The sequence below is a fragment of the Streptomyces sp. PTL18 genome (genome assembly GCF_059510295.1).
This window is the reverse complement of record NZ_JCAJZO010000046.1, coordinates 1-20,598: the sequence shown is the minus strand read 5'-3', so window position 1 is coordinate 20,598 and position 20,598 is coordinate 1. Positions and strand designations below refer to the sequence as shown.

Sequence of the window (20,598 nt, the reverse complement as noted above, 5' to 3'; positions counted from 1 at the left end):
GCGTGAAGTCGGACACCGTCGAGGGCGGCGCCCCCGTCTCGTTAGGGTCGATGCCGTGGCCACCTTTCCCTCGTACCCGACTCATCCGCGCGGTGACGCCGGCGGCGGTTCGTTCGGGCACCCGCACTGGTGGCAGAGGCGGTGGGTGCGGTACGGGGCGCTGATCACGCTCCTCGCGCTCTCCGGGCTCGTCATCCTGGCCCTCGTACGGCAGCAGACCGGGACCGAGGGCTTTCTGGTCGGGCTGGGTCTCGCGGTCCTGCCCGTGCCGCTGCTCGTCACGGCGTTCCGCTGGCTGGACCGGGTGGCGCCGGGCCCCTGGCGGAACCTGATCTTCGCCTTCGCCTGGGGCGCGTGCGCCGCCGCACTGATCGCGATCGTCGCCAACAGTTTCGCCACCCGGTGGATAGCGACCGCGACCGCCGATCCGCACAGCGCCGACACGCTCGGCGCGACCGTGATAGCGCCGATCGTGGAGGAGTCCGCGAAGGCCGCGGCCGTGCTGCTGGTCTTCCTCTTCCGCAGACGGGACTTCACCGGGATCGTCGACGGGGTGGTGATAGCCGGCGTCACCGCCACCGGCTTCGCCTTCACCGAGAACATCCTCTACCTGGGCACGGCCTTCGGTACCGACCGGATGAGCGGGGAAAGCGGACTGGCGTCCGTGACCGCCGCGACCTTCTTCGTCCGCGTGGTGATGTCGCCCTTCGCGCACCCGCTGTTCACCGTGCTCACCGGCATCGGCTTCGGCATCGCCGCGCTGTCCGCGGAGCGCCAGCACGTCCGGCGGGTGCTGACGCCGCTCCTCGGACTGCTGCTCGCGATGGGCATGCACTCCGTGTGGAACGGGTCGTCCACGTTCGGCCGGTACGGGTTCTTCGCGGTGTACGCGTCGTTCATGGTGCCGGCGTTCGGGCTGCTGACCTGGCTGGTCATCTGGACGCGGCAACGCGAGCTGCGGACGGTGCGGGGGGAACTGCCCGCGTACGCGGTCGCGGGGTGGATCGGGCCGGTGGAGCCGTGGGTGCTCGGTTCGATGCGGGCGCGGCGGCTGGCCCGGGACTATGCGAAGCGGCACTCCGGGAAGGCCGCGGCGCGGTCGGTGTCGCAGTACGAGGCGTGTGCGACGTCGTTGGCCTTCCTGCGCCACCGGGGGCGCCGGGGGCGGGCAGGTGCCGATTTCGTCGCACGGGAACGGGAGTTGCTGGCCCAACTGTGGGCGCGCCGGGAGGTGGCGCGGCCGGCGCTGGCGTATGCGGCACGGGCGACGTCGCCGGTGGCTCCGCCGGTGTGGCCGGGGTACGGACACGTGCCCTTCCAGGGGGCGCCACCGTACGGACCGGTGACGCCGCCGTACGGACCGGTGACGCCGCCGTACGGACCGGTGACGCCGCAATACGGTCCTGCGACGCCGTATCCCGGCCACAACCCCTACCTTTCCTAGGAGTGGACGCGGGATCGGCGCCGCCGGATTCCGCCGTCCGCCGGGCTACGCCGACGCCTCCGTCAGCTTCGCCAGGTCCTCGTCCGTCAGCGCCAGGTCCGCCACGGCCAGCAGCGCCGGCAGCTGCTCCACCGTCCGCGCCGAGGCGATCGGGGCCGCGACCGTCGGCTGGGCCGCCAGCCAGGCGAGCGCCACCGTCGGGATCTCGGCGCCCCGGGCCTCGGCGACCTCGTCCAGTGCCGACAGGACCCGCTGCCCGCGCTCGGTCTCCAGGTACTTGCCCGCGCCCTGCGCGCGCGCCGACTCCACCGTCGTACCCGGCCGGTACTTACCGGTCAGGAAGCCCGACGCGAGCGCGTAGTACGGAACCGCCGCGAGCCCGGCCCGGGAGGCGACGTCCTGCAGCGTCCCCTCGTAGGTGTCGCGCGAGACCAGGTTGTAGTGCGGCTGGAGCGCCACGTACCGCGCCAGGTTCTCCCGGTCGGAGAAGTCCAGCGACTCCTGGAGGCGCTCGGCGGAGATGTTGGAGGCGGCGATGGCGCGCACCTTGCCCGCCTTCACCAGCTCGTCCAGCGCGCCGATGATCTCCTCGACCGGCACCTCGGGCTGGTCGAAGTGGGTGTAGTAGAGATCGATGTAGTCGGTGCCCAGACGGCGCAGGGACGCGTCGGCCGCCGCCTTGATGTTGGCGGCGGTCAGGCCCCGGTAGTCGGGGTGCTGGCTGACCTTGGTGGCGATGAGGACGTCGGAGCGGTTGCCGCGCGCCTTGAGCCACTTGCCGATGACGGTCTCGGACTCACCGCCCTTGTTGCCCGGCGCCCAGGCCGAGTACACGTCGGCCGTGTCGACGAAGTTGCCGCCCGCCTGCGCGTAGGCGTCGAGGACGGCGAAGGACTGCGTCTCGTCGGCGGTCCAGCCGAAGACGTTCCCACCGAGGGACAGGGGGAAGACCTCGAGATCGGACGAACCCAGCTTGCGAAGAGAAGTCATGCTCCTCGTCAACGCCCGAACCGGGCCGGGGTCTTCCGGGCGTCCGCAAAGATCTTGCAAACGGGCGCGCTGCCGCGTGGGGTCAGGGGTTGAGGCCCTTGCTCTGCAGCCATGCCATCGGGTCGATCGCGGCGCCGCCGTCCGGGTGGACCTCCAGGTGCAGGTGCGGCCCGGTGACGTTGCCGGTCGCGCCCACGCGGCCGATGACATCGCCCGTGCCGACCTTCTGCCCGACCGACACGCTGATCGACGACTGGTGGCAGAACCACAGCTCGGTGCCGTCGTCGAGGGTGAGGATCGTGCGGTAGCCGTACGAGCCGGCCCAGCCCGCCGCCGTGATCGTGCCGCTGTGGACGGCCTTGATGAGCGTGCCGGTGGGCGCGGCGAAGTCCAGACCGGTGTGGTAGCCGGAGGACCACATGGCACCGGCGTCACCGAAGCGGGAGGTCAGGGTGTAGGAGGAGGTCGGCAGTGTGAACTGCTTGGCCAGTTCGGCGAGCCGCGCGGCCTCCTCGGCCTTCTTCTTCTCCGCGGCGGCCCGGGCCTGCGCGTCGTCCTGCGCCTTGGCCGCCGCGGCGGCGGCCTTCTTCACGGCGGCGTCCTCGGCGGCCTGCGCCGCCGTCCGTGCGATCCGCTCCTGCTGGGACACGGCCTGCTGCATGATCCGGGCGCGCAGCGCCTCGCCCGCGCCCTTGGAGCCGGAGGCGTCCGTGGCGTCGGTCTGGCCGACGCTGCTGAGCGCGGTGGCCGAGCTCCCGGGAGCCCCGGAGTCGTCACCGATGAGGGCCTTGGCGGACTCCGTGACCGAGGAGAGGTCCGGCAGCGATATGGACACCGGCGGCTTGCCGGACTGCGCGGTGGCCATGCCACCGGCGCCGACGGCGGCCATCACACCGACGCCGAGGACCGTGGAGCTGCGGGCGAGTCCGCCCCCGCGCTGCTTGGCGACGCGGTGCCGGCCGCGGACGGGACGGAGGGAGTCCTCGGTGGGGTTCCACTCCTCCCAGGGGCCCTCGTCGGTGCCGGGCGCGAGGCCGAGCGTCTGGGTGCCGTTCGGGGCGGACGAGGTGCTCTGGGCAGGCCGGTTGAACGCCACGTGGGCGCACTCCTTTCCTTCCGTCTCGCCTACCGGGTTAGCTGACGGGTTCGGAGCAGGAAGGTCTCCTACGCGCGTATACCGTCCGTGCGACCACGGCGGTATCCGCTCGATTCACCCCAAGGTGGTGGTTCCCCGGCTCCCTCGCGGGATTCGGCAGGCGCGCACGGAGCCGCCTCTGGTGACGGCTGGGACGACCGCGCTGCGTTATCGAACGTTAATAGACGCGGGGCCTGTATTCCAAGCCGTTCGGACAGATCCCTTCCCTTCGTCGACCAGGACTTTCACCGCCTGAACGGAGGAAAACGGGCGAGTCACCCACACCTCGGAAGCCTCATGTGTAGTGACGGTATGTCAGTTGTTATGCACAGGAGCATCGCTCGATCACCCACCGTGATCATTCGGGGGCGTGGGCCTGCGGACGGCCAGCAGAGCCATGTCGTCCGTGCCGCGGCCGCCGGTGTGCCGGGCGACCTCACGCGTGACGGTGCTCAGCAGGGCGCCGGGGCCGGGGAAGACCCGGCCGGCGAGACGGACGGCGGGGTCGTAGAACCGGCCGTGCGCGTCGCGGGCCTCCGAGACGCCGTCGGTGTAGAAGAGCAGCATGGAGCCGGGCGGGAACTCCCACTCCTCCGCCCGGCCGGGCCGGACGCCGAGGTCGCCCATGCCGAGCGGCGGTGCCGGGTCACGGGCCCCGAGCTCGCGCAGGGAGCCGTCCGGCAGCAGGAGCAGCGGCGAGGGGTGGCCGCGGTTGACGATGCGGACGACGCCGGAGCCGTGCGGGATCTCGGCGAGCACCGCGGTGGTGAACCCCTCGAACCCCTCGGGGTCCTCGCGCTCGGCGCGGTCCCGCGACAGCGCCCGCTCCAGGCGCTGGGCGACGGCCTCGAGCGCCGGCTCCTGTTCGGCGGCCTCCCGGAAGGCGCCGATCACCACGGCCACGACGGTGACCGCCCCCATGCCCTTTCCGCGTACGTCGCCGACGACGAGCCGCACCCCGTGCGGGGAGTCCTGGACGGTGTACAGGTCGCCGCCGATGAACGCGTCGGCCTGGGCGGCCTCGTAGCGGGCGGCGATGTCCAGCCCACCGATCCGGTCTGCGGGTTCGGGCAGCACCGCGCGCTGCGCGGCCTCGGCGATCTGGCGGGCGGAGGCGAGGCGGGCCACGTTGCGGCGGACGAGCACGTTGATGAGGACGGCGAGGGCCGAGACGGTGACGACCGTGGCCCCCTCGGTGATCTCCCCGGCCTGTCCGAGCACGCCGAGCCCGAGGTGGACCCCGAGGACCACCACGACGGCGGTCAGGCCGGTGAGGACGGTGCCGCGCAACGAGAACAGCGGAGCGGCCACGAGCGGCGCGGCGGTGAAGAGGGGGCCGGCCGTGTAGTCGGACGGGGCGAAGAGGTCGAAGCAGACCCCGCCGGCGATCAGCAGCCAGGGCAGGGCGCTCAGGAAGGCCCGCGCGTACGAGATCCCCCGCTCCTCGACCTCCGTCCCGGCTTCCGCCTCGGCCTCGGCGCACGTCGGCACCGCAGCCTCCCTCGCGCCGGGGGCGGGCAGCGGGGCTGGGGCGTCGGGGGCGGGCACGGGCGCTCCGAAGGGTCGGGTGACTTCAGGGGCTTGGGCGGTTCGACGGGGCTTGGTGGTTCCAGAGGCCTCCTCGGTGGTTCCAGGGGGCTTGGTGGTTCCAGGGGCCTCCTTGGTGGTTCCAGAGGCCTCCTCGGTGGTTCCAGGGGCTCGGGCGGCTACCGGGGCTCCAGGGGCCCGGGCAAGCCGGCCGTCAGGCCGGCCGCGTCGCCGGTCGTCACGGTCGGGAGGACACCCACCGGACGGGTCATGGGCCTCGGTCCGGTCATGGGCCTCGGTGCCCTGCGCACACGGCCCCTCGAGTCCACGCCGCCCGGCCGGTTCGCCCTGCTCCCATGACCACCGCTCGCCTGCTTGCTGCGCCACCCGTCCAGGCTTCCCGGAAGGGCGGCGGGGGGCGACCGCTGTGGGCCGGGCGGAGTAGCCACCAGGCGGTGACCAGGAGAAAGGGCGGCCGGGGAAACGCCGAGGGCCGGAGCCCTTCCGGACTCCGGCCCTCGGCCTTCAGTAGCGGGGACAGGATTTGAACCTGCGACCTCTGGGTTATGAGCCCAGCGAGCTACCGAGCTGCTCCACCCCGCGTCGGTGATTCCAGTGTACGCCACGCGCGGGACAGGTGGCGCACGGGTTTCACCCCCTGCTGTAGGTTCCAGGTCTGCGTTAGCAGTGTCGGTCGATCTCTAGCAGTCGACTAGCAATCTTCCGGGTCGCGTTAGCAACACCTGCGATCGATGTCTTGGACGCAGCGCAATCCTCCGTCACCTGACCGGCGGCTCGACCAGCATCACGACGCGGTCCGCCTCGACGTCGAACCCGAGGACCGGACGACTCCCGTCACCGCCCTCGGCATCCATCAGCACCGGCTTGCCCAACCGGCGACCGATCGCGGCGAAGAATCCGCACAGGGCATCAAGTGGCTCCTGCCCCTGAATCTCCCGCAGGTCGACGTCGAAGTCGATCTCCTCTGCCGCATAGAACCGAAAGATCGCCAACATGTCTGGCACCAGCCGAACCTCCAGATGAGGCTGCTCGGCGTCGGCGGGACGCGACAGCACGGCCCTTGCCGGAGGCAGCGGCAGCGCTGTCGAGCCCTCGCAGTACTGAAACGCCCAGCCCCGCTCCACCACGAGGTCGAGGACCGCCTGCCAGTCCCTCTCCGAGGCATTGGGCACCCACACGTCCGGCAGCGACCCCATCACCTCGGGGTCGAAGAACCATCTAACGTCGTCCCACAGCAGTTCAGCCACCGCCCAATCCTGCCTCCCGAGCGCACCCTGACCCACCGGTTTCCATGTCCGCTGCGGACTGCGGCGCCCGCAGCGATCTGAGGCTGTCGGGGTACGCCCTTCTGTGCCCAGGCGGGCACGGAGAAACGTGCCCACTTTCCGCATCCCTCCGGTCCCGTGCATCCTGGTCAGTGCTGCGGAGAGGGGTGAATGCGCAGGGGGTCAGCGGCCTGTCATAGGGTCCCGGCAAGAGTCCCCCAGTCCTTTCGGAACGCCTGTGCCCCACCTTGCTCGCCTTGTGACTACGCTCGCGGCCCCTATCCCGTTCTCCGGGGCCGACGCAGCGCCTCATCTGGAGCCCCGGCCCACATCGCGGCTCCTCGTACAGCGAGGGGACACAGAGCTGATCGTCCAGGAAGTCCAGCCGCCGGCCACGGCCTCGACCGTCTCCTTTCCGGCGCCCTGGCCTTGCCGGTTCGGCACGAGCGCAGTGTCGCCTGCCGCTGACCTGGTTGTCTTCGCCGGACCGCATGCACTGCGAGCCGTTGACCAGTCGGGAAGCCCACGGTGGGAACTGCGGCATCGCTGCTGGGCAGGCTGCGCGGGGCACACAGACTTCTCCGAGTACGCGGACGACAGAGACCACCGCTATGCCAACCGTGGCTCGGCCGGTTTCTCCTCGGACGGGAAGACCGTGTGGGCCCATGTCCACGGTCCTCTGGAGCACGACGCCCCGGACCACGACCGCGGGGAAGAGTGGCTGGTCATCGACGCCGCTGTCGGCACGGTGCTGGCCCGCACCCAGACTCGCACAGCCGCGGCGGGCTCCGTCCACGTTCCGCATCCGGACCCCGGCCAGATGGGTCTGACCATCGGAGAAGGCCAGGACGGATCACCCCTGCGCTGGGGGAAGTGGGACGGTCACGCCCTCATTGTCCACAGTTTCGGCGACGAGGACCGTGTCCTGCTGGGGGTGAGCCCGAGCGGAGATCGTCTGCTCACAGTGACCCATGACCAGGACGTTCTCGCCCTTCATTTGGTCGCCGACGGCTCCGTGGTGGCCGAACTGAACGCGGACGTGCTTCCCCCACATCCCGCGTTCGAGGAGGAGACCACAGATGACGAGGCACAGACGTTCTTCGACTACGAGGGCGGCTTCGTCGACGAAAACATCCTCGTCGTCGGGACCGTCGAGAGCGACGAGGAGTTCGGCACAGGCCGGCACTGGCTCGTCGACGCCGTCCACATGCAGCTGATCGACCAGATCACCTATCCCTTCGAGGTGTCCGGCCTGCCCAGGGCTCTCGGAGACGGCACCTGGTACACCGTGTCCAACCTCGACCACGCCCTCCACATCTGGGCTCTGTAACGGCACTGCCCACGATCAGGCGTACCCGAACGCTGATCACGTTCACCTGTACGCGGCTGGGTACGTTCGCGTGTACGCCGACCCTGAGGCCGCCCCAAAGCCGTTCGACAGTCCATCGCCGCACATGGCAGGCTCCCGCCACATGGAGCTACTCGACGTCCTGGCGAAACTTGCCCAGTCGGGCAGCTGGGTCCGGTCGCGAACGGCGCCGCCTGGGGCGCGGTTACCGAAGCACTCGGCGAGCCTTTTGAAGTGGTCGTCGGGAAGCGTCGGTCGTGGCCGCGTCTGTTCGCCTACGGCGACCTTGAGCTGAGCGTCTGCCGCTGCCAGGAGATCATCCTGATCTGCCTCCAGACCTGGCGAGACACCGTTGAACTCCCCGCGGGACTGGTTGAGAAGCGGTCGTTCACCGGCCACCCGAAGTACGCCGAAGTGATCGAAGCTCTCGGCCGCATCGGTTGCGCCTGGCAGCCATACACGCCCCTGACCTTCGACAACCAGTGCGCCATCCAGGCCACCCACTCCGGCGTCGTCTTCGTCTTCGAAATCCCGGAAGGGGAAGACCCCATCCTCAACGTCGCTGGCCCCCAGCCCCACCACCACGACTGTCCGGCCGCCACCCGCAACAGCGGGATGCCAGGATGTCCGGGTGGTCAGCGCTGAAGAGTGGATGCGAATCCGTCGCGGCCTGCGGTTCGGACAACGGTTCCGAGGGACGGTGACGGCAGTCCCGAGGCCGGGTGTGATCGGGATCTTCGTCGACATCGGTCTTCCGGTCGGAGGGTTCGTCGATGTTCTGCTTCTGCCGACGGTCGCAGAACGCTGGCCAGGGAAAGGAACCGAGGCCGAATTCGAGGTCTGGTGGGCCGATCAGCGACAGCAAGTGCGACTCAAGCCAGTTGACCCGCAGTTCCTGCGTGACGACTTCGCCCACTGGCAGGCGGACCGGCGGCCCGGCTGGCCAGAAGGCGTGCCGGTGGACAAGGCATGGGTCGATGCGGCGGCGACGTATCTACGGGGAACTGGCGTGATCGAGGAGACACTGCGCTCAGCAGGCTGGCGGCCGGGACGGCACGTCTCGACGGACCACTGGCGCAAGACGCTCGAGAAGACCGGCCTGGTCCGCATGCACGATGCCGCTGAAGCCTTCTTGGCGGAGTTCGGTGGCCTGGACGTCCAGATCAGCGGCCCCGGGATCACCTGCGCCAAGACCCCCTTCAACTTCGACCCGGACAACCTGATCGGCGAGGAAGACCGCTTCGCCGACTGGAGTGACACCATCGGGCGCGCCATCTTCCCCCTCGGCGAACTCGATGAGGGCAGATTCTTCCTCGGCATCGACGAGAACAGCGAGATCTACCTGGTCGAGACCTGGCTGGCTACGTTCGGCTCTGCCCAGGACGCGCTGGAGAAGCTCATCCTGGGCATCGCCCCGGAGCGGATCGAGACTGCCGACTGAACAGCCCCAGCCGGACCGGGCTCCACTCCGACGATGCTTCCCGGCGGGCCACGCGATTGCTAAAGATCAGCCGATCGACACATTGCTAACGCGACGCGGAATCCGCAGTCTCAGCAGGACCTCCTGCTAACGAAGCGGCCGAACCTACACCTGCCGTCCCACCAGCGTTTTCCGGCCGTACGCGGGGCGGCGCGGCCCTCCTTCGAGACGGTCAGGGACGGGCGGCCGGGGGCAGCAGATGGGCGTTCGGGGCCTTGGCGCGGTTCTCGTACTCCGGCAGCAGCACCACCTGCACGCCCGCGGCCGCCAGCACCGCGTTCCCGTCCGCGGACGCGACGAACGTGTCCGGTTCCCGCCAGGCCGTCACCACCCGTCGTACCCCCGCCTCGATGATCAGCCGGGAGCAGGGCGCGGGCCGTGATGCGCGGTGGGCGCAGGGCTCCAGGCTGCTGTACACCGTCGCGGAGGCCAGCCGCGGGTCAGCGGGGTCCAGCTTCGCCAGCGCCGCCTCCTCGGCGTGCACCACGGGGTCGCCGCCCTCCCGCGAGTGGCCCCGCGCCAGTTCCGTGCCGTCGGCGGCGACGACCACCGCGCCGACGCTGAAGGCGGTCTGCGACGGCGGGCACCGGTCCGCCAGCTCGCAGGCCGCCTCCAGCCACCGCCGGTCGGCGGCCGAGGCGAGCGCCCCGGTGCCGGGTGCCGTGGGCACGTACCGCATCAGCACCACGTCCCCGACCGCGCGCGTCTCCACCAGCCGCATCCGTCCCGGCGGGTACGCGCCGTGCCCGAACATCCGCGGGGCGTCCGGCTCCCCCACGAACAGCGGCGCCACCACGAGTTGCACCTCGTCCGCGAGCCCCTGCTGGAGCAGACGGGTGTGCACGCTCCCGCCGCCCTCGACCATCAGCCGCCGTACCCCCTTCACGTCCCCGAGGTGGTCGAGCACGGCTCGCCAGTCGACGTCCGGTCCGAGCGCGACCACCTCCACGTCCGCCGGCAGCAGACCGCGCAGCCGCCGGGCGCCCTTGTCCGTCGTGTAGACGGTCTTCGCGCCGCCCGTGTGCCAGAAGCGGGCCTCGGGGTCGAGGTCCCCGGACGCGCTGACCGTGACTTTCAACGGATACTCCGGCAGCCCGGCGGCGCGGCGGGCCGCGCGCCGCTCGGCCGAGTAGACCAGCAGCCGGGGGTTGTCGGCGCGCAGGGTGCCCGCGCCGATGAGGATGGCGTCGCTGCCCGCGCGCACCTCGTCGACCCGGTCGAAGTCCTCGGGGCCGGACAGCAGCAGCCGCTCGGGCCCGGTGTCGTCCAGGAATCCGTCGAGGGAGACGGCGGCGGACAACAGGACGTGGGGATGGGCCATGACGGCGCTCCTGGGGTCGGGACGATCCGGTGAACGAGGCGACTCGGGCCGCTTGGTTCAACTTTTAAACAATAACTACACTGCCAGTATGACGACCCGCTGGCTCACCCCCGAGGAGCAGCGTGCCTGGCGCTCGTACCTGGCCGCATCGCTTCTCCTGGAGGACGCGATCGACCGGCAGCTCCAGCAGGAGGCCGGCATGCCGCACCTGTACTACTCGGTCCTGGCCAACCTCTCCGAGGCGCCCGACCACCGTATGCGCATGACGGATCTCGCCGAGTCGCTGAAGGTCACGCGCAGTCGGCTGACCTACGTGGTCACCCGGCTGGAGAAGGACGGCACTGTCCGCCGGGAGGGCTGCCCGACCGACAAACGGGGCAGCGTGGCGATCCTGACGGAGGCCGGGAGGGCACTTCTGGAGCGTACGGCGCCGGGTCATGTCGAGACGGTCCGCTCGGCCGTCTTCGACCACCTCACCGAGGAGCAGGTGGCGCAGCTCGAGGCGATCTGCTCCCGGATCACGGAGGCGCTCCAGGAGGACGAGGAGCGATCGGCGTGCGGGGATCTCCCGTGGCGTCGGCGCTCGTCCACGGCGTGACCCGGGGAACGTGACCCGGGGAACGTGACCCAGGGAACGTGACCCAGGGAACACAGGGAAAAGAGTTGCTTGAACTTTCAAGCAGGGCTAGAGTCTCGGCCGAGGTTGTGCTTCAAATCTGAAGCATGAGGCACCTCCTCCGCACCCGCCATCGTCGGCCAGGAGAAAGACGACAGCCATGCGCGACGCACACGAGACCCGCCCTTCCCGTGACATCGGCGAAACAGCCGCCCCGCACACAACCGCCCCGCACCCGGCGGGGCCGCCCGCACCCGCCCTGGCCGCCGCCCTTCCCGGCAACGCCCTGCCCGGCAACACCCTTCCCGGCAACACCCTGACTGCCGACGCCCTGCCCGGTGCCGGCCTTCCCGCCGCGACGGTCCGTACCCGGGTGACGGTGCCGCTCCGCTTCGGCGACGGCTACACCGTCACGGCCGACCTGGTCACCTTCCACGGCCTGGCCGACGGCCAGGAGCACGTGGCCGTGATCCTCGGCGAGGCGGCCGCCGGCCGGCCGCCGCTGGTACGACTGCACTCCGAGTGCCTGACCGGCGACGTCTTCGGCTCGGCCCGCTGCGACTGCGGCCCCCAGCTGCGCGAGGCTGTGGAGCGCATCGCCGGGCACGGCGGCGTCCTGCTCTACCTGCGCCAGGAGGGCCGCGGCATCGGCCTCTACAACAAACTGGACGCCTACGCCCTCCAGGACCAGGGCCTGGACACCTACGAGGCGAACGCCGCCCTCGGCCTGCCCGAGGACGCCCGTGACTACACGGCCGCCGCACAGATGCTCCAGGCACTCGGCATCGACGCCCTGGACCTGCTCTCCAACAACCCCGACAAGGCCCGACAGCTCCGCGACCTCGGTCTCACGGTCACCCACCGGGTCCCGACAGGTGTCTTCACCACCGCCCAGAACGTGCGTTACCTGCGCGCCAAGGTCGTCCACACCCAGCACACGCTGCCGCTCACGGAACTGACGGCCGGCTGAAGGGCGTCGTCGGCAGGCTGCCCGGCAAACGGTTCGGAACTGTGTGATCCAGGGCACTCCGAGGTGCGGGAACGGGCCGGCAGTTCATTCCCCGCAGTTCCTCTGAGCAGCACAAACGCAGAGATTCAGCCGGAGCACTACACTGGCCGCCACATTGACACACGCGACTCGAGGAGACACACGACCGTGACGGCCATCGTCGACGAGCTCAAGTGGCGCGGGCTGATCGCCCAGGCCACTGACGAGGACGCACTGCGCAAGGCTCTCGCGGATGGCCCCGTCACGTTCTATTGCGGCTTCGACCCCACCGCGGCCAGCCTGCACGTCGGCCACCTGGTGCAGGTGCTCACCCTGCGCCGGCTCCAGCAGGCAGGGCACCGGCCCCTGGCGCTCGTGGGCGGGGCGACCGGCCACATCGGCGACCCGCGGCCGACCGCCGAGCGCACCCTGAACGACCCGGAGACCATCGCCCAGTGGGTGACCCGGCTGCGCGCGCAGATCGAGCCGTACCTCTCCTTCGAGGGCGACAACGCGGCGACCATGGTCAACAACCTGGACTGGACCGCGGGCCTGTCCGTGATCGAGTTCCTGCGGAACGTCGGCAAGCACTTCCGGGTGAACAAGATGCTCACCAAGGACTCGGTCGCCCAGCGCCTGGCGTCCGAACAGGGCATCAGCTTCACGGAGTTCAGCTACCAGTTGCTCCAGGCCATGGACTTCCTGGAGCTGTACCGGCGGTACGGCTGCACCCTCCAGACGGGCGGCAGCGACCAGTGGGGCAACCTGACGGCCGGTCTCGACCTGATCCACCGCCTGGAACCGCACGCCGAGGTGCACGCGCTCGCGACGCCGCTGATGACGAAGGCGGACGGCACCAAGTTCGGCAAGACGGAGACCGGTACGCTCTGGCTCGACCCGGAGATGACCACCCCGTACGCGTTCTACCAGTTCTGGCTGAACACGGATGACCGGGACATCTCGCGGTACATGCGCATCCTCTCCTTCAAGTCCCGCGAGGAGCTGGAGGAGTTGGAGAAGCTGACCGCGGAGCGACCGCAGGCCCGTACCGCCCAGCGTGCGCTCGCCGAGGAGCTGACCACGTTGGTGCACGGCGCCGACCAGTGCGCCGCCGTGATCGCCGCGTCGAAGGCGCTGTTCGGGCAGGGCGAACTCGCCGCACTCGACGAGGCGACGCTGGCGGCTGCGGTCTCCGAGCTCCCGAACGCCGAAGTGAGCGGGCTCGGGCAGGTCACCGACCTGTTCGCGGAGGTCGGCCTGGTGGCGAGCAAGTCGGCCGCCCGCCGCACCGTGAAGGAGGGCGGCGCCTACGTGAACAACGTCAAGGTGACCGCCGAGGACGCGGTGGCCACCGCCGACCAGCTGCTGCACGGTCGCTGGCTGGTGCTGCGCAGGGGCAAGAAGAACCTGGCAGTGATCGAGGTCGCGGGAGCCTGAGGCAGCGCGGACGCCCAGGAGGGACCCGTTCCTCCCGGTTCACCGACGTCACTCGGCACACGCCGTCCTGCTCGATCCGGCCGGTACGGTTCCGGCCGGCCTCCGGCTCCCGCCACGGGTCGACCTCGTCCGCGCCACCTGTACCGACGACCTGGGCGCTGCGGCCCTGCTGATCCGCCCCGACGGCTACGTCTGCCGGGCTGCGGACGGCTCAGCCACGGGCGGCGGCACCTTGCTCGCCGCAATCGCCGGCAACCTGACGAAGCTGCCCTGAGGCGGTGTCCGGCCGCCGCCGCCCAGGGTCTTTCGTTCGGATCGGGGCGAGCCCGGCACGATGGGAACGAGAGGCCTACCAGTCCGGCTGTGGGCAGCGACCGCGAAGGGCGCGGCGGGCGGTGGCGGCGGACCACAGCAGCGCCAGCAGGCTCGTGACCTGCACCGGGGTGAGGGCGCGCAGGACGCCCCGCCGACGGCCGACGAGGGCGAGCACGGTTCCGGCGGCGGAGCCTGCCAGCGCCAGCCCGACGCAGCGTCGGGAGACCGCGCGCGCGGCGGTCACCGCACTCAGGACGCGCCAGGCGTCCTCCAGGCCGTCCGCGCAGACCAGGTCCGCCGACCAGCAGGCCTCGGCGCCCGCAGCGTCGGGCACCGCGACCGCGATGTCCGCGGCGGCCAGCGCCTCCGCGTCCGTACCCGAGATCACCAGGACGCCCTCCCCGTGGTTCCGCAGCGCGCACACGCGGTCGGCGAGGCGTTCGTGGCCGCCCGTCAACTCGTCGGCGGGCGACACCAGTCCACGGACGCGCTCGTCCTCGGTGAGGATCACGCGCGCTCCGGTGGCGCGGGCGGCGGCCAGCACCGGCACGGCGAGCGGTGCCGGCCGCCCGCCCTCCGTCACCAGCACCGCGGAGTCGACGACCACGGCGGAGACCACGTCGAGCAGTCGAAGCGCCGACGGGTCGAGCGGTACGACACCACGCCGCGCCAGCTCACGTCCGACCGTGGCGGCGAAGGCCTCCCGCCCGTACCGGGCCGCCCGCGGGACGGCGGCGAGCAGCGCGTCGGCCGCCCGGCCGGTACTGCCCGTCAGCGCGAACACCGCCGCCGCGGTCAGCGGGGCGACGGGCGCCAGCCGCGACTCCCACCTCTCGACGGGCCCGAGCGGCCGGGCCCTGCCGCGCAGATGCCGCGCCGGCCGGGTGCGCGGCACACAGTCCGGCCCCGGGCACAGGTCCCTCTCGCGACGCTCCCACACCCGTCGCCGGGCTCGGATCTCGCGAAGCAGCAGCATCCGGTTCGCCGCGTCGACAGCGGGCATGCCCACACCGCCGTACAGGCCGCCGACCACGGCGCCGGCCAACGACAGCAGCAGATCCGTCTCCAGCGGCCCGATCCGGCGCACCAGCGGCCTGCGCAGACCCCGCTCCAGCTCCAGCGCCGCCACCGTCACGGGCACCACCCGGGGCAACGACGGCAGCCCGAAGGCCCTCCGGGCCACCCCGGCGGCCACCGCCGCGCAGTCGACCAGCAACTCGGCCGTCACCGCGGCGACCGGCGCGTCGTCACCCGGGGTGACCGGCTGCGCCCAGGGGAAGTCCGCGTCCCGCACGCCCTGGGTCTTCTCCACCGCCCTGACCGTGTGCAGGAGGCGGTCGACGCCGACCCTGCGCTCGTCGAACGACAGCAGGACCTGGCCGGTCACCGCGTTGACCTCGGCCCACCGCACCCCGTTCAGCCCGCGCAGCGCCCTGGTGACGCCGCCGACCAGCCGCTCCCGCGTGCGGTCACCGCGATCGAGGCCGCGCACCTCGATGTGCGCGCGCCCGTGCGAGGCCCAGACATGACGGGTGTGCCGCCGCGGATGGAGATCGGCCAGCACGCGCCCCGCCCGCGCAGCCCGCTCGGGCACCCCCGCCGCCAACGAGACCCCGTGCCGGACGGCCGAGACCGCGACCCGCCCGCTCCCCCCGGCGGCGCGCAACCCTGCCCTGGCCGCCACCGGTGCCACCCGTCCGGCGGTACGGGCGCCCATCGCGCCGAGGGCCCACGCCCCGGCGGCTCCGGCACGGGTCACGGCCCCCAGGGACGACCCCACACTTCCGGCCACCAGCTCCGGGTACCCGCAGGCCCCACGCTCTAATGCCCGCTCGCCGACCGGTACCGGAACACCTCCACGGAACGGGGGCCGGTGCGTCCGAGTGCCCGCCCTCCGCCTGACCGGGGGACCGCGGCCGGATCCCCGTCCGGCTCGGGCCGCCGCACCCGGCAGGCGCAAGGAAAGGAAAGGAAAGACCGCCGGGCTGGGACGGGACCCGCAGGAGGCGGGGTTTGTCAGGAGAGCCAGTCGGTGTAGCGGGTGGCGGCGAGCCGGGCGTCCTTGTCGGTGAGAACGCCGCCCTTGACGACGGCGAACATGCCGGCGGTGGGGTCGGTCACGACGGTGCGGTTGTCGCCCTTGTGGGACAGGGTGATCCGGCCCAGCTCGTCCAGGGTGAAGATCTCGGGGCCGGCGATGTTGCGGATGCCGTTCAACGGGGCGCCGGCGGCGACCTCCGCCACCGCGGCGGCCACGTCTTTGGAGGCAATGGGCTGGATGGGCGTGGCGGGCAGCCGGACGGTGTCGGCGTCGGCGGTCCAGGACATGGCAGCGTCCATGAACTCCATGAACTGCGTGGCCCGGACGATCGAGTAGGGGATCGGCCCGGCCGTGAGGAGCTTCTCCTGGAGCGCCTTGGCCCGGTAGTAGTCCAGTTCCGGCACCTGTTCCACGCCGACGATCGAGAGGATGACGAAGTGGCCGACGCCGCCCTTCCGGGCCGCGGCCAGAAGGTTGTCCATCGAGGTCTGGAAGAAGGCCAGAGAGGCGTCGTCGAAGGTCGGCGAGTTTGTCAGATTCACGACAACTTCTGCACCCGCCACCGCCTCGTCCAGCCCCTGGCCGCTGATGATGTCGACTCCGGTGGACTTCGAGTGCGGTACCGCCTCGTGTCCGGCGGCGTTCAGGTCTTCGACGACCTGCGATCCGATCAGTCCGGTGCCGCCGATGACTGCGATCTTCATGACATGCCTTTCGTGGGGATTACGTGCGCAATATGGCATATGAGCCGCTATGGGGACGCAGCATGAAACGGCTCGTCGATCGACCAATGAGGGACGGCGTCAGAGGCCGTCGACGAAGGTGACCGTCTCGTCGAGCGGCGCCCGGCCTGTCCGGGGTTCACCCGCCGCGACGTCCTCGAACCCGATCGACATGCCGCAGAAGAGGATGAGTCCGCCTGGGGGGGACAGGACCTCCGCGACGGTCTTGTGGTACTTCGCCCAGGCCATCTGCGTGCAGCTGTGCAGCCCTTCGGCGCGGAGCAGCAGCATGACGGTCTGCAGATACATGCCGACATCGGCCCATTGGGGCGAACCCATGTCCTTGTCGATGTAGCAGAACAGGGCGGCCGGTGCGCCGAAGCAGTCCCAGTTCGCGGCTGCGGCCCGCTGGCGCGCCCCCAGGTCGTCACGCGCGACGCCGAGTGCACCGTAGCGCTGCTCGCCGAAGGCGGATCGGCGCTCGCGGTACGGAGACTTCAGTACGGGCGGATACATCTCGTACTCCGGCGCGTCCCAGGGCTCGCCCGAGGCCAGGCGCTCGCCGGCCCGTTTCTTGAGTTCGGCCAGCGGTGCGCCGGTGAGCACGTAGGTGTGCCACGGCTGGATGTTCGATCCGGACGGCGCCCAGGCCGCGGCGGACAGCACGCGCTCCAGCGCCCTCCTCGGGACAGGTTGGTCGGTGAATCGGCGCACCGCTCGTCGGCTCGTGACCGCCTCGTAGACGTCCATGATCACCCGCCTCCCTCTCTCGTCGGGTTCACCTTCATCACACTCACAACGGTATCACTCGATACCGTATCGTGTGCAACTATCATCGAGCACGAATCCCCAGCCCCCGGCTCCCTGCCTCGGGCGCCGTTCCTTGGAGAAAACCCATGGCCACGCTGCTGCACATCGACTCGTCCGTGTTCCCGGGCGAGGCGTCCTCGTCCCGTTCGGTCACGGCCGCCTTCCGCAAGACCTGGGAGGAACAGCACCCGGAGGGCACGGTGATCTACCGCGACCTGGCCTCCGCCCCTGTCCCGCACATCACCGCCGCCGCATGGTCCGCCGGTTACGCCGCCCCCGCCGAGCGCACCCCGGAGCAGTCCGTCGCGTTCGCCGCGCGTGTGAAGCTCATCGAGGAACTGGAGGAGGCGGACGCCGTCCTGATCGGCGCCCCCATGTACAACTTCTCGATCCCGTCGACCCTCAAGGCGTGGCTGGACAGCGTGCTCCTGCTCGGCCGCACCGCGGGCGAGACGCCCTCGGCCCAGGGCACCCCGGTGATCGTCGTCGCCAGCCGCGGCGGCTCCTACGCGCCGGGCACCCCGCGCGAGGGCTACGAGTTCGTACAGAACTATCTGGAGGCCGTCCTCAAGGGAACTCTCGGCCTGGACCTCGACTTCATCATCCCGGAACTCACCATGGCCCCCCGCAACCCGGCCATGTCAGAACTGGTCCCTCTCTACGAGGCGTCCCGCAACCGCGCCTTCGAGGACGCGACCGCCAAGGCGAAGGAACTCGCAGAGCGTTTTGCTGCGTAACCCTCGCGGCAGGCGGATGCCGTGTGACGCCTCGCCCAGGACGTCACACGGCCCCTCGGGGCCTGTGCCCTCTCCGAGGCGCCCGTGGCGCCTCCGTACCCGGGTCAGACAGCCCGGCGTCGAGGGCGGCCAGGTGCTCGCCCCGTCGGCGAGACGCCCATCGACACGACGCTGATGCCGGGCCCGGGTGCAGAGCAGCCACCGACCCGACATGCTGCAGGGCAGCCGCGCGGACGGCTCGACCCGTCGACAACGAAGCCCTGACCAGCGGCCCGCCGGCAGGCGGGCGCGCAGCGACGACGGCCGCGGCTCTCAAAGCCGGAGGTTCACTGCGGAAACCGCACGAGACGAAGCGCGCGGGCGCGGCAGGCAACCGGTGCGCGGGCGCGGCGGGCAACCGGTGCGCGGGCGGGCTTACGCCTCGTCGTCTGCGGGATGGGCAAGCCGGGTGAGCAGGGCCGTCAGCTGCTCGGTGTCGCCAGGCTCCAGTTCGGCGACCAGCCGCTCAGCCAGCGGCCCCGCAGCCACATGGGCCGCGTCGAACAGTTCGAGCCCCTGAGGTGTGATCTCCACTGCTCGTACCCGCCGGTCCCCCGGAACGGCCTTGCGTACGGCCAGGCCCTTCCGCTCCAGGTCGTCGACGACCCGCATGATTCCCGCCTTGTCCGACCCCGTCGCTGCCGCCAGGTCCCGCTGCACCGTAGGCCCGTGGTTGACCAGCTCGATCAACACGGCGAAGTGCCGCAACTCCACGCCGAGCGGACGGAGCGCCTCCCCCATCACCGCGGCCGCACGCCAATGCGCCCGGCGCAGCAACAAGCCGAGAGCGAAAGGCGAGGCATCCCCGGGGCGGTCAGTCGCACGCGAGGCGGTGGTTTGGCGAGGAACGTCGGCGGCCATGAGCCCATGCTACTTCATTCGATACTGTATCGTTTGAAACCAAATCGCCGTGCTGTGCGACCACAAGGCCCGCCGGGACAAGGAGCGTGCGGACTGGGGCGGCGCCTGGCAGGACACGGGCAAGGTCTTCACGAAGAAGGACGGCTCCTGGCTCCACCCCGAGACCGTCTCGGAGACCTTCCGCCGCATCCTGGCCACGACCGACCTGCCGCCCGTCACCCTGCGGGACCTGCGCCACGTGGCCGCGACGCTCCACGCACGGAGGCGGCGGCGACATCCACCTCGTCAAGGAGACGCTCCGACACTCCACCGTCACGCTGACCTCGGACACATACACGAGCCTGCTCCCCGAGCTGGACCGTGAGATCGCCGAGAAGGCGGCGGAGCTGATCCCCCGGTCTCGTCCGGCAGTTGCCGAACCGTCCGCCTCGGTCACGGCCGATCCGCAGGACACAGGCGCATCCGCTCAAGCACGAGCCGGAAAACGAAGCAGCGCCCGAGTCGACCGAGGCCGATCCGAGCGCTGCGTAGCAGGTCAGAGGGGTTGACCTCCACCTGCAGGCCGTAGGCCCTGTGGGACTCGAACCCACAACCAATGGATTAAAAGTCCTGGCCAAGGCTTGCCGGGTAGTTCCGGACGCTGCCTCGGCGTCCGGAACTGCCTGGTCAGAGTGTGTGCATCGTGATGCGCGGTGCGGCTCGTGACGGCTCGTGCCGCACCATCCGCTCACGCATCGCTCACGCAAAAGAGGCTGCTGAGCAGCGCGTTCAGTACCAATGTGAGCGCAGTACTACTGCTTCAGAATGCTCATGATCTCAGCCGCTTTGGCGATTGCGACCCGCGGCCCGTATGCGGCCGCCGCAGCCACCACGGCTGCAGCGGCCGCCAAGACGGTCTCGACTCCTGCGGGAAGCCCCGTCAGGACGGCCAGGCAAACCGCTGCTACTGGAGCGGAGACCACGGCAACCAGGCGAAGCCCTTCGCGGTTGGCCACCGGAACCGTGCCTCGAAGCCTCTGCTCTGGCAGAAGCCTGCCAGCGTTTCCGGCAGCGTAGCTGTTGCCGATCTTGGCGAGTAGCGCGGCCAGACTGCGGAGCCCACCAGTGCCCTTAGTGTCGACCTGCGCCTCGGCAAGCTGCAGTTTTGCCACTACGAGGGCGGCGTGACGCTTTGTGCTGCGCTGGCGGGGAGACCCACGCCTGACGCTGTTCGAGATCCGGTGGACCCGCAGAAGTGATCGCCGAACGATGGAGCACGTGTCATCCAGATGCCGAAGCGCCTGATGCCTGGCGCTCGTATCCGCGCTGGCCACAGCCTCGCACGCCTCGATGGCAGCCATGATCGAGAGCAAGAACCTGTAACCCACGATGGCCTTGCCGCGTCGCGCGGCCCACATCAGGAGGGGCAACGTCACACCAGCAAGCATCAGCGCCGGTGGCCTCAGGTCCGGTTGTACCCGCTGGGTGTCGATCGTTTTGATCACGGCGATCAGCAGGTCTG

At 70.6% G+C, this 20,598-nt stretch carries 18 protein-coding genes, 1 tRNA gene, 2 pseudogenes and 1 riboswitch; of the genes and pseudogenes, 10 read left to right on the top strand and 11 right to left on the bottom strand.

Translation table 11 applies throughout. The annotated features are described in order from the left end of the window. Nucleotides 1-55: 55 nt before the first annotated feature. Complete coding sequence (locus AC5WS8_RS37300; RefSeq protein ID WP_496107930.1) at nucleotides 56-1,444, top strand: PrsW family intramembrane metalloprotease; 1,389 nt, start codon at nucleotides 56-58, stop codon at nucleotides 1,442-1,444. A 45-nt stretch (nucleotides 1,445-1,489) separates the two neighbouring features. Here the strand turns inward: AC5WS8_RS37300 and AC5WS8_RS37295 are convergent, their stop codons facing one another. From AC5WS8_RS37295 to AC5WS8_RS37275, 5 genes are all read right to left on the bottom strand, one after another. Next, the gene (locus AC5WS8_RS37295) at nucleotides 1,490-2,434 is read right to left on the bottom strand and encodes an aldo/keto reductase (protein ID WP_496107929.1); all 945 of its coding nucleotides are present in this window, start codon (nucleotides 2,432-2,434) and stop codon (nucleotides 1,490-1,492) included. An 82-nt stretch (nucleotides 2,435-2,516) separates the two neighbouring features. Next, complete coding sequence (locus AC5WS8_RS37290; protein WP_496107928.1) at nucleotides 2,517-3,530, bottom strand: M23 family metallopeptidase; 1,014 nt, start codon at nucleotides 3,528-3,530, stop codon at nucleotides 2,517-2,519. A gap of 11 nt (nucleotides 3,531-3,541) precedes the next feature. Continuing rightward, nucleotides 3,542-3,699: riboswitch (cyclic di-AMP (ydaO/yuaA leader) on the bottom strand. A gap of 215 nt (nucleotides 3,700-3,914) precedes the next feature. Continuing rightward, a complete protein-coding gene (locus AC5WS8_RS37285) occupies nucleotides 3,915-5,060 on the bottom strand; it encodes a PP2C family protein-serine/threonine phosphatase (RefSeq protein WP_496107927.1) in 1,146 nt (381 codons plus the stop codon). A gap of 565 nt (nucleotides 5,061-5,625) precedes the next feature. Next, nucleotides 5,626-5,699, bottom strand: a tRNA-Met gene (locus AC5WS8_RS37280). A gap of 176 nt (nucleotides 5,700-5,875) precedes the next feature. Next, nucleotides 5,876-6,364 (bottom strand): hypothetical protein, encoded by a 489-nt coding sequence (locus AC5WS8_RS37275; protein WP_496107926.1) that lies wholly within the window; start codon nucleotides 6,362-6,364, stop codon nucleotides 5,876-5,878. Between the two features lie 673 nt (nucleotides 6,365-7,037). On the opposite strand from AC5WS8_RS37275, the gene AC5WS8_RS37270 reads away from it, so the two are divergent. From AC5WS8_RS37270 to AC5WS8_RS37260, 3 genes are all read left to right on the top strand, one after another. Beyond that, the gene (locus AC5WS8_RS37270) at nucleotides 7,038-7,712 is read left to right on the top strand and encodes a hypothetical protein (RefSeq protein WP_496107925.1); all 675 of its coding nucleotides are present in this window, start codon (nucleotides 7,038-7,040) and stop codon (nucleotides 7,710-7,712) included. Nucleotides 7,713-7,964: 252 nt separating this feature from the next. Then, entirely contained in the window at nucleotides 7,965-8,375 is a 411-nt protein-coding gene (locus AC5WS8_RS37265) for a hypothetical protein (protein ID WP_496107924.1), read from the top strand. Next, nucleotides 8,362-9,171, top strand: a complete 810-nt coding sequence (locus AC5WS8_RS37260; RefSeq protein ID WP_496107923.1) for an SUKH-3 domain-containing protein — start codon at nucleotides 8,362-8,364, stop codon at nucleotides 9,169-9,171. Before AC5WS8_RS37265 ends, AC5WS8_RS37260 begins: the two co-directional genes overlap by 14 nt. 211 nt (nucleotides 9,172-9,382) lie before the next feature. Here the strand turns inward: AC5WS8_RS37260 and AC5WS8_RS37255 are convergent, their stop codons facing one another. After that, the gene (locus AC5WS8_RS37255) at nucleotides 9,383-10,531 is read right to left on the bottom strand and encodes a dihydrofolate reductase family protein (RefSeq protein WP_496107922.1); all 1,149 of its coding nucleotides are present in this window, start codon (nucleotides 10,529-10,531) and stop codon (nucleotides 9,383-9,385) included. An 88-nt stretch (nucleotides 10,532-10,619) separates the two neighbouring features. Between AC5WS8_RS37255 and AC5WS8_RS37250 the strand changes: the two genes are divergently transcribed. The 4 genes and pseudogenes from AC5WS8_RS37250 to AC5WS8_RS37235 form a co-directional block, all read left to right on the top strand. Continuing rightward, the gene (locus AC5WS8_RS37250; protein WP_496107921.1) at nucleotides 10,620-11,129 is read left to right on the top strand and encodes a MarR family winged helix-turn-helix transcriptional regulator; all 510 of its coding nucleotides are present in this window, start codon (nucleotides 10,620-10,622) and stop codon (nucleotides 11,127-11,129) included. Nucleotides 11,130-11,307: 178 nt separating this feature from the next. Next, nucleotides 11,308-12,117, top strand: coding sequence for a GTP cyclohydrolase II (locus AC5WS8_RS37245; protein ID WP_496107920.1), 810 nt, complete (start codon nucleotides 11,308-11,310; stop codon nucleotides 12,115-12,117). 186 nt (nucleotides 12,118-12,303) lie between these two features. Continuing rightward, complete coding sequence (gene tyrS, locus AC5WS8_RS37240; RefSeq protein ID WP_496107919.1) at nucleotides 12,304-13,572, top strand: tyrosine--tRNA ligase; 1,269 nt, start codon at nucleotides 12,304-12,306, stop codon at nucleotides 13,570-13,572. A 52-nt stretch (nucleotides 13,573-13,624) separates the two neighbouring features. Further along, nucleotides 13,625-13,846 (top strand): annotated as a pseudogene (locus AC5WS8_RS37235) (aromatic-ring hydroxylase C-terminal domain-containing protein); the annotation flags it as partial. A gap of 75 nt (nucleotides 13,847-13,921) precedes the next feature. Here AC5WS8_RS37235 and AC5WS8_RS37230 read toward each other — a convergent pair. The 3 genes from AC5WS8_RS37230 to AC5WS8_RS37220 form a co-directional block, all read right to left on the bottom strand. Further along, nucleotides 13,922-15,646: a heavy-metal-associated domain-containing protein gene (locus AC5WS8_RS37230; RefSeq protein ID WP_496107918.1), complete on the bottom strand. Its 1,725-nt coding sequence runs from the start codon at nucleotides 15,644-15,646 to the stop codon at nucleotides 13,922-13,924. 257 nt (nucleotides 15,647-15,903) lie between these two features. Continuing rightward, nucleotides 15,904-16,632 (bottom strand): SDR family oxidoreductase, encoded by a 729-nt coding sequence (locus AC5WS8_RS37225; RefSeq protein ID WP_496107917.1) that lies wholly within the window; start codon nucleotides 16,630-16,632, stop codon nucleotides 15,904-15,906. 99 nt (nucleotides 16,633-16,731) lie between these two features. After that, nucleotides 16,732-17,400 (bottom strand): nitroreductase, encoded by a 669-nt coding sequence (locus AC5WS8_RS37220; RefSeq protein WP_496107916.1) that lies wholly within the window; start codon nucleotides 17,398-17,400, stop codon nucleotides 16,732-16,734. A 146-nt stretch (nucleotides 17,401-17,546) separates the two neighbouring features. Between AC5WS8_RS37220 and AC5WS8_RS37215 the strand changes: the two genes are divergently transcribed. Continuing rightward, nucleotides 17,547-18,197: an FMN-dependent NADH-azoreductase gene (locus AC5WS8_RS37215; RefSeq protein WP_496107915.1), complete on the top strand. Its 651-nt coding sequence runs from the start codon at nucleotides 17,547-17,549 to the stop codon at nucleotides 18,195-18,197. A gap of 414 nt (nucleotides 18,198-18,611) precedes the next feature. On the opposite strand, the gene AC5WS8_RS37210 is transcribed toward AC5WS8_RS37215, so the two are convergent. Continuing rightward, a complete protein-coding gene (locus AC5WS8_RS37210) occupies nucleotides 18,612-19,016 on the bottom strand; it encodes a MarR family winged helix-turn-helix transcriptional regulator (RefSeq protein WP_496107914.1) in 405 nt (134 codons plus the stop codon). A 124-nt stretch (nucleotides 19,017-19,140) separates the two neighbouring features. Between AC5WS8_RS37210 and AC5WS8_RS37205 the strand changes: the two are divergent. After that, nucleotides 19,141-19,628 (top strand): annotated as a pseudogene (locus tag AC5WS8_RS37205) (site-specific integrase); the annotation flags it as partial. A gap of 260 nt (nucleotides 19,629-19,888) precedes the next feature. Here the strand turns inward: AC5WS8_RS37205 and AC5WS8_RS37200 are convergent. After that, nucleotides 19,889-20,598: hypothetical protein (locus AC5WS8_RS37200; protein WP_496107913.1), on the bottom strand; the 710-nt coding region annotated here is incomplete at its 5' end.

Coding starts and splice junctions, on each gene's coding strand:
- AC5WS8_RS37250 (WP_496107921.1), top strand. CDS start 10,620: ATGACGACCCGCTGGCTCACCCCCGAGGAGCAGCGTGCCTGGCGCTCG.
- AC5WS8_RS37255 (WP_496107922.1), bottom strand. CDS start 10,531: ATGGCCCATCCCCACGTCCTGTTGTCCGCCGCCGTCTCCCTCGACGGA.
- AC5WS8_RS37225 (WP_496107917.1), bottom strand. CDS start 16,632: ATGAAGATCGCAGTCATCGGCGGCACCGGACTGATCGGATCGCAGGTC.
- AC5WS8_RS37220 (WP_496107916.1), bottom strand. CDS start 17,400: ATGGACGTCTACGAGGCGGTCACGAGCCGACGAGCGGTGCGCCGATTC.
- AC5WS8_RS37215 (WP_496107915.1), top strand. CDS start 17,547: ATGGCCACGCTGCTGCACATCGACTCGTCCGTGTTCCCGGGCGAGGCG.
- AC5WS8_RS37245 (WP_496107920.1), top strand. CDS start 11,308: ATGCGCGACGCACACGAGACCCGCCCTTCCCGTGACATCGGCGAAACA.
- AC5WS8_RS37295 (WP_496107929.1), bottom strand. CDS start 2,434: ATGACTTCTCTTCGCAAGCTGGGTTCGTCCGATCTCGAGGTCTTCCCC.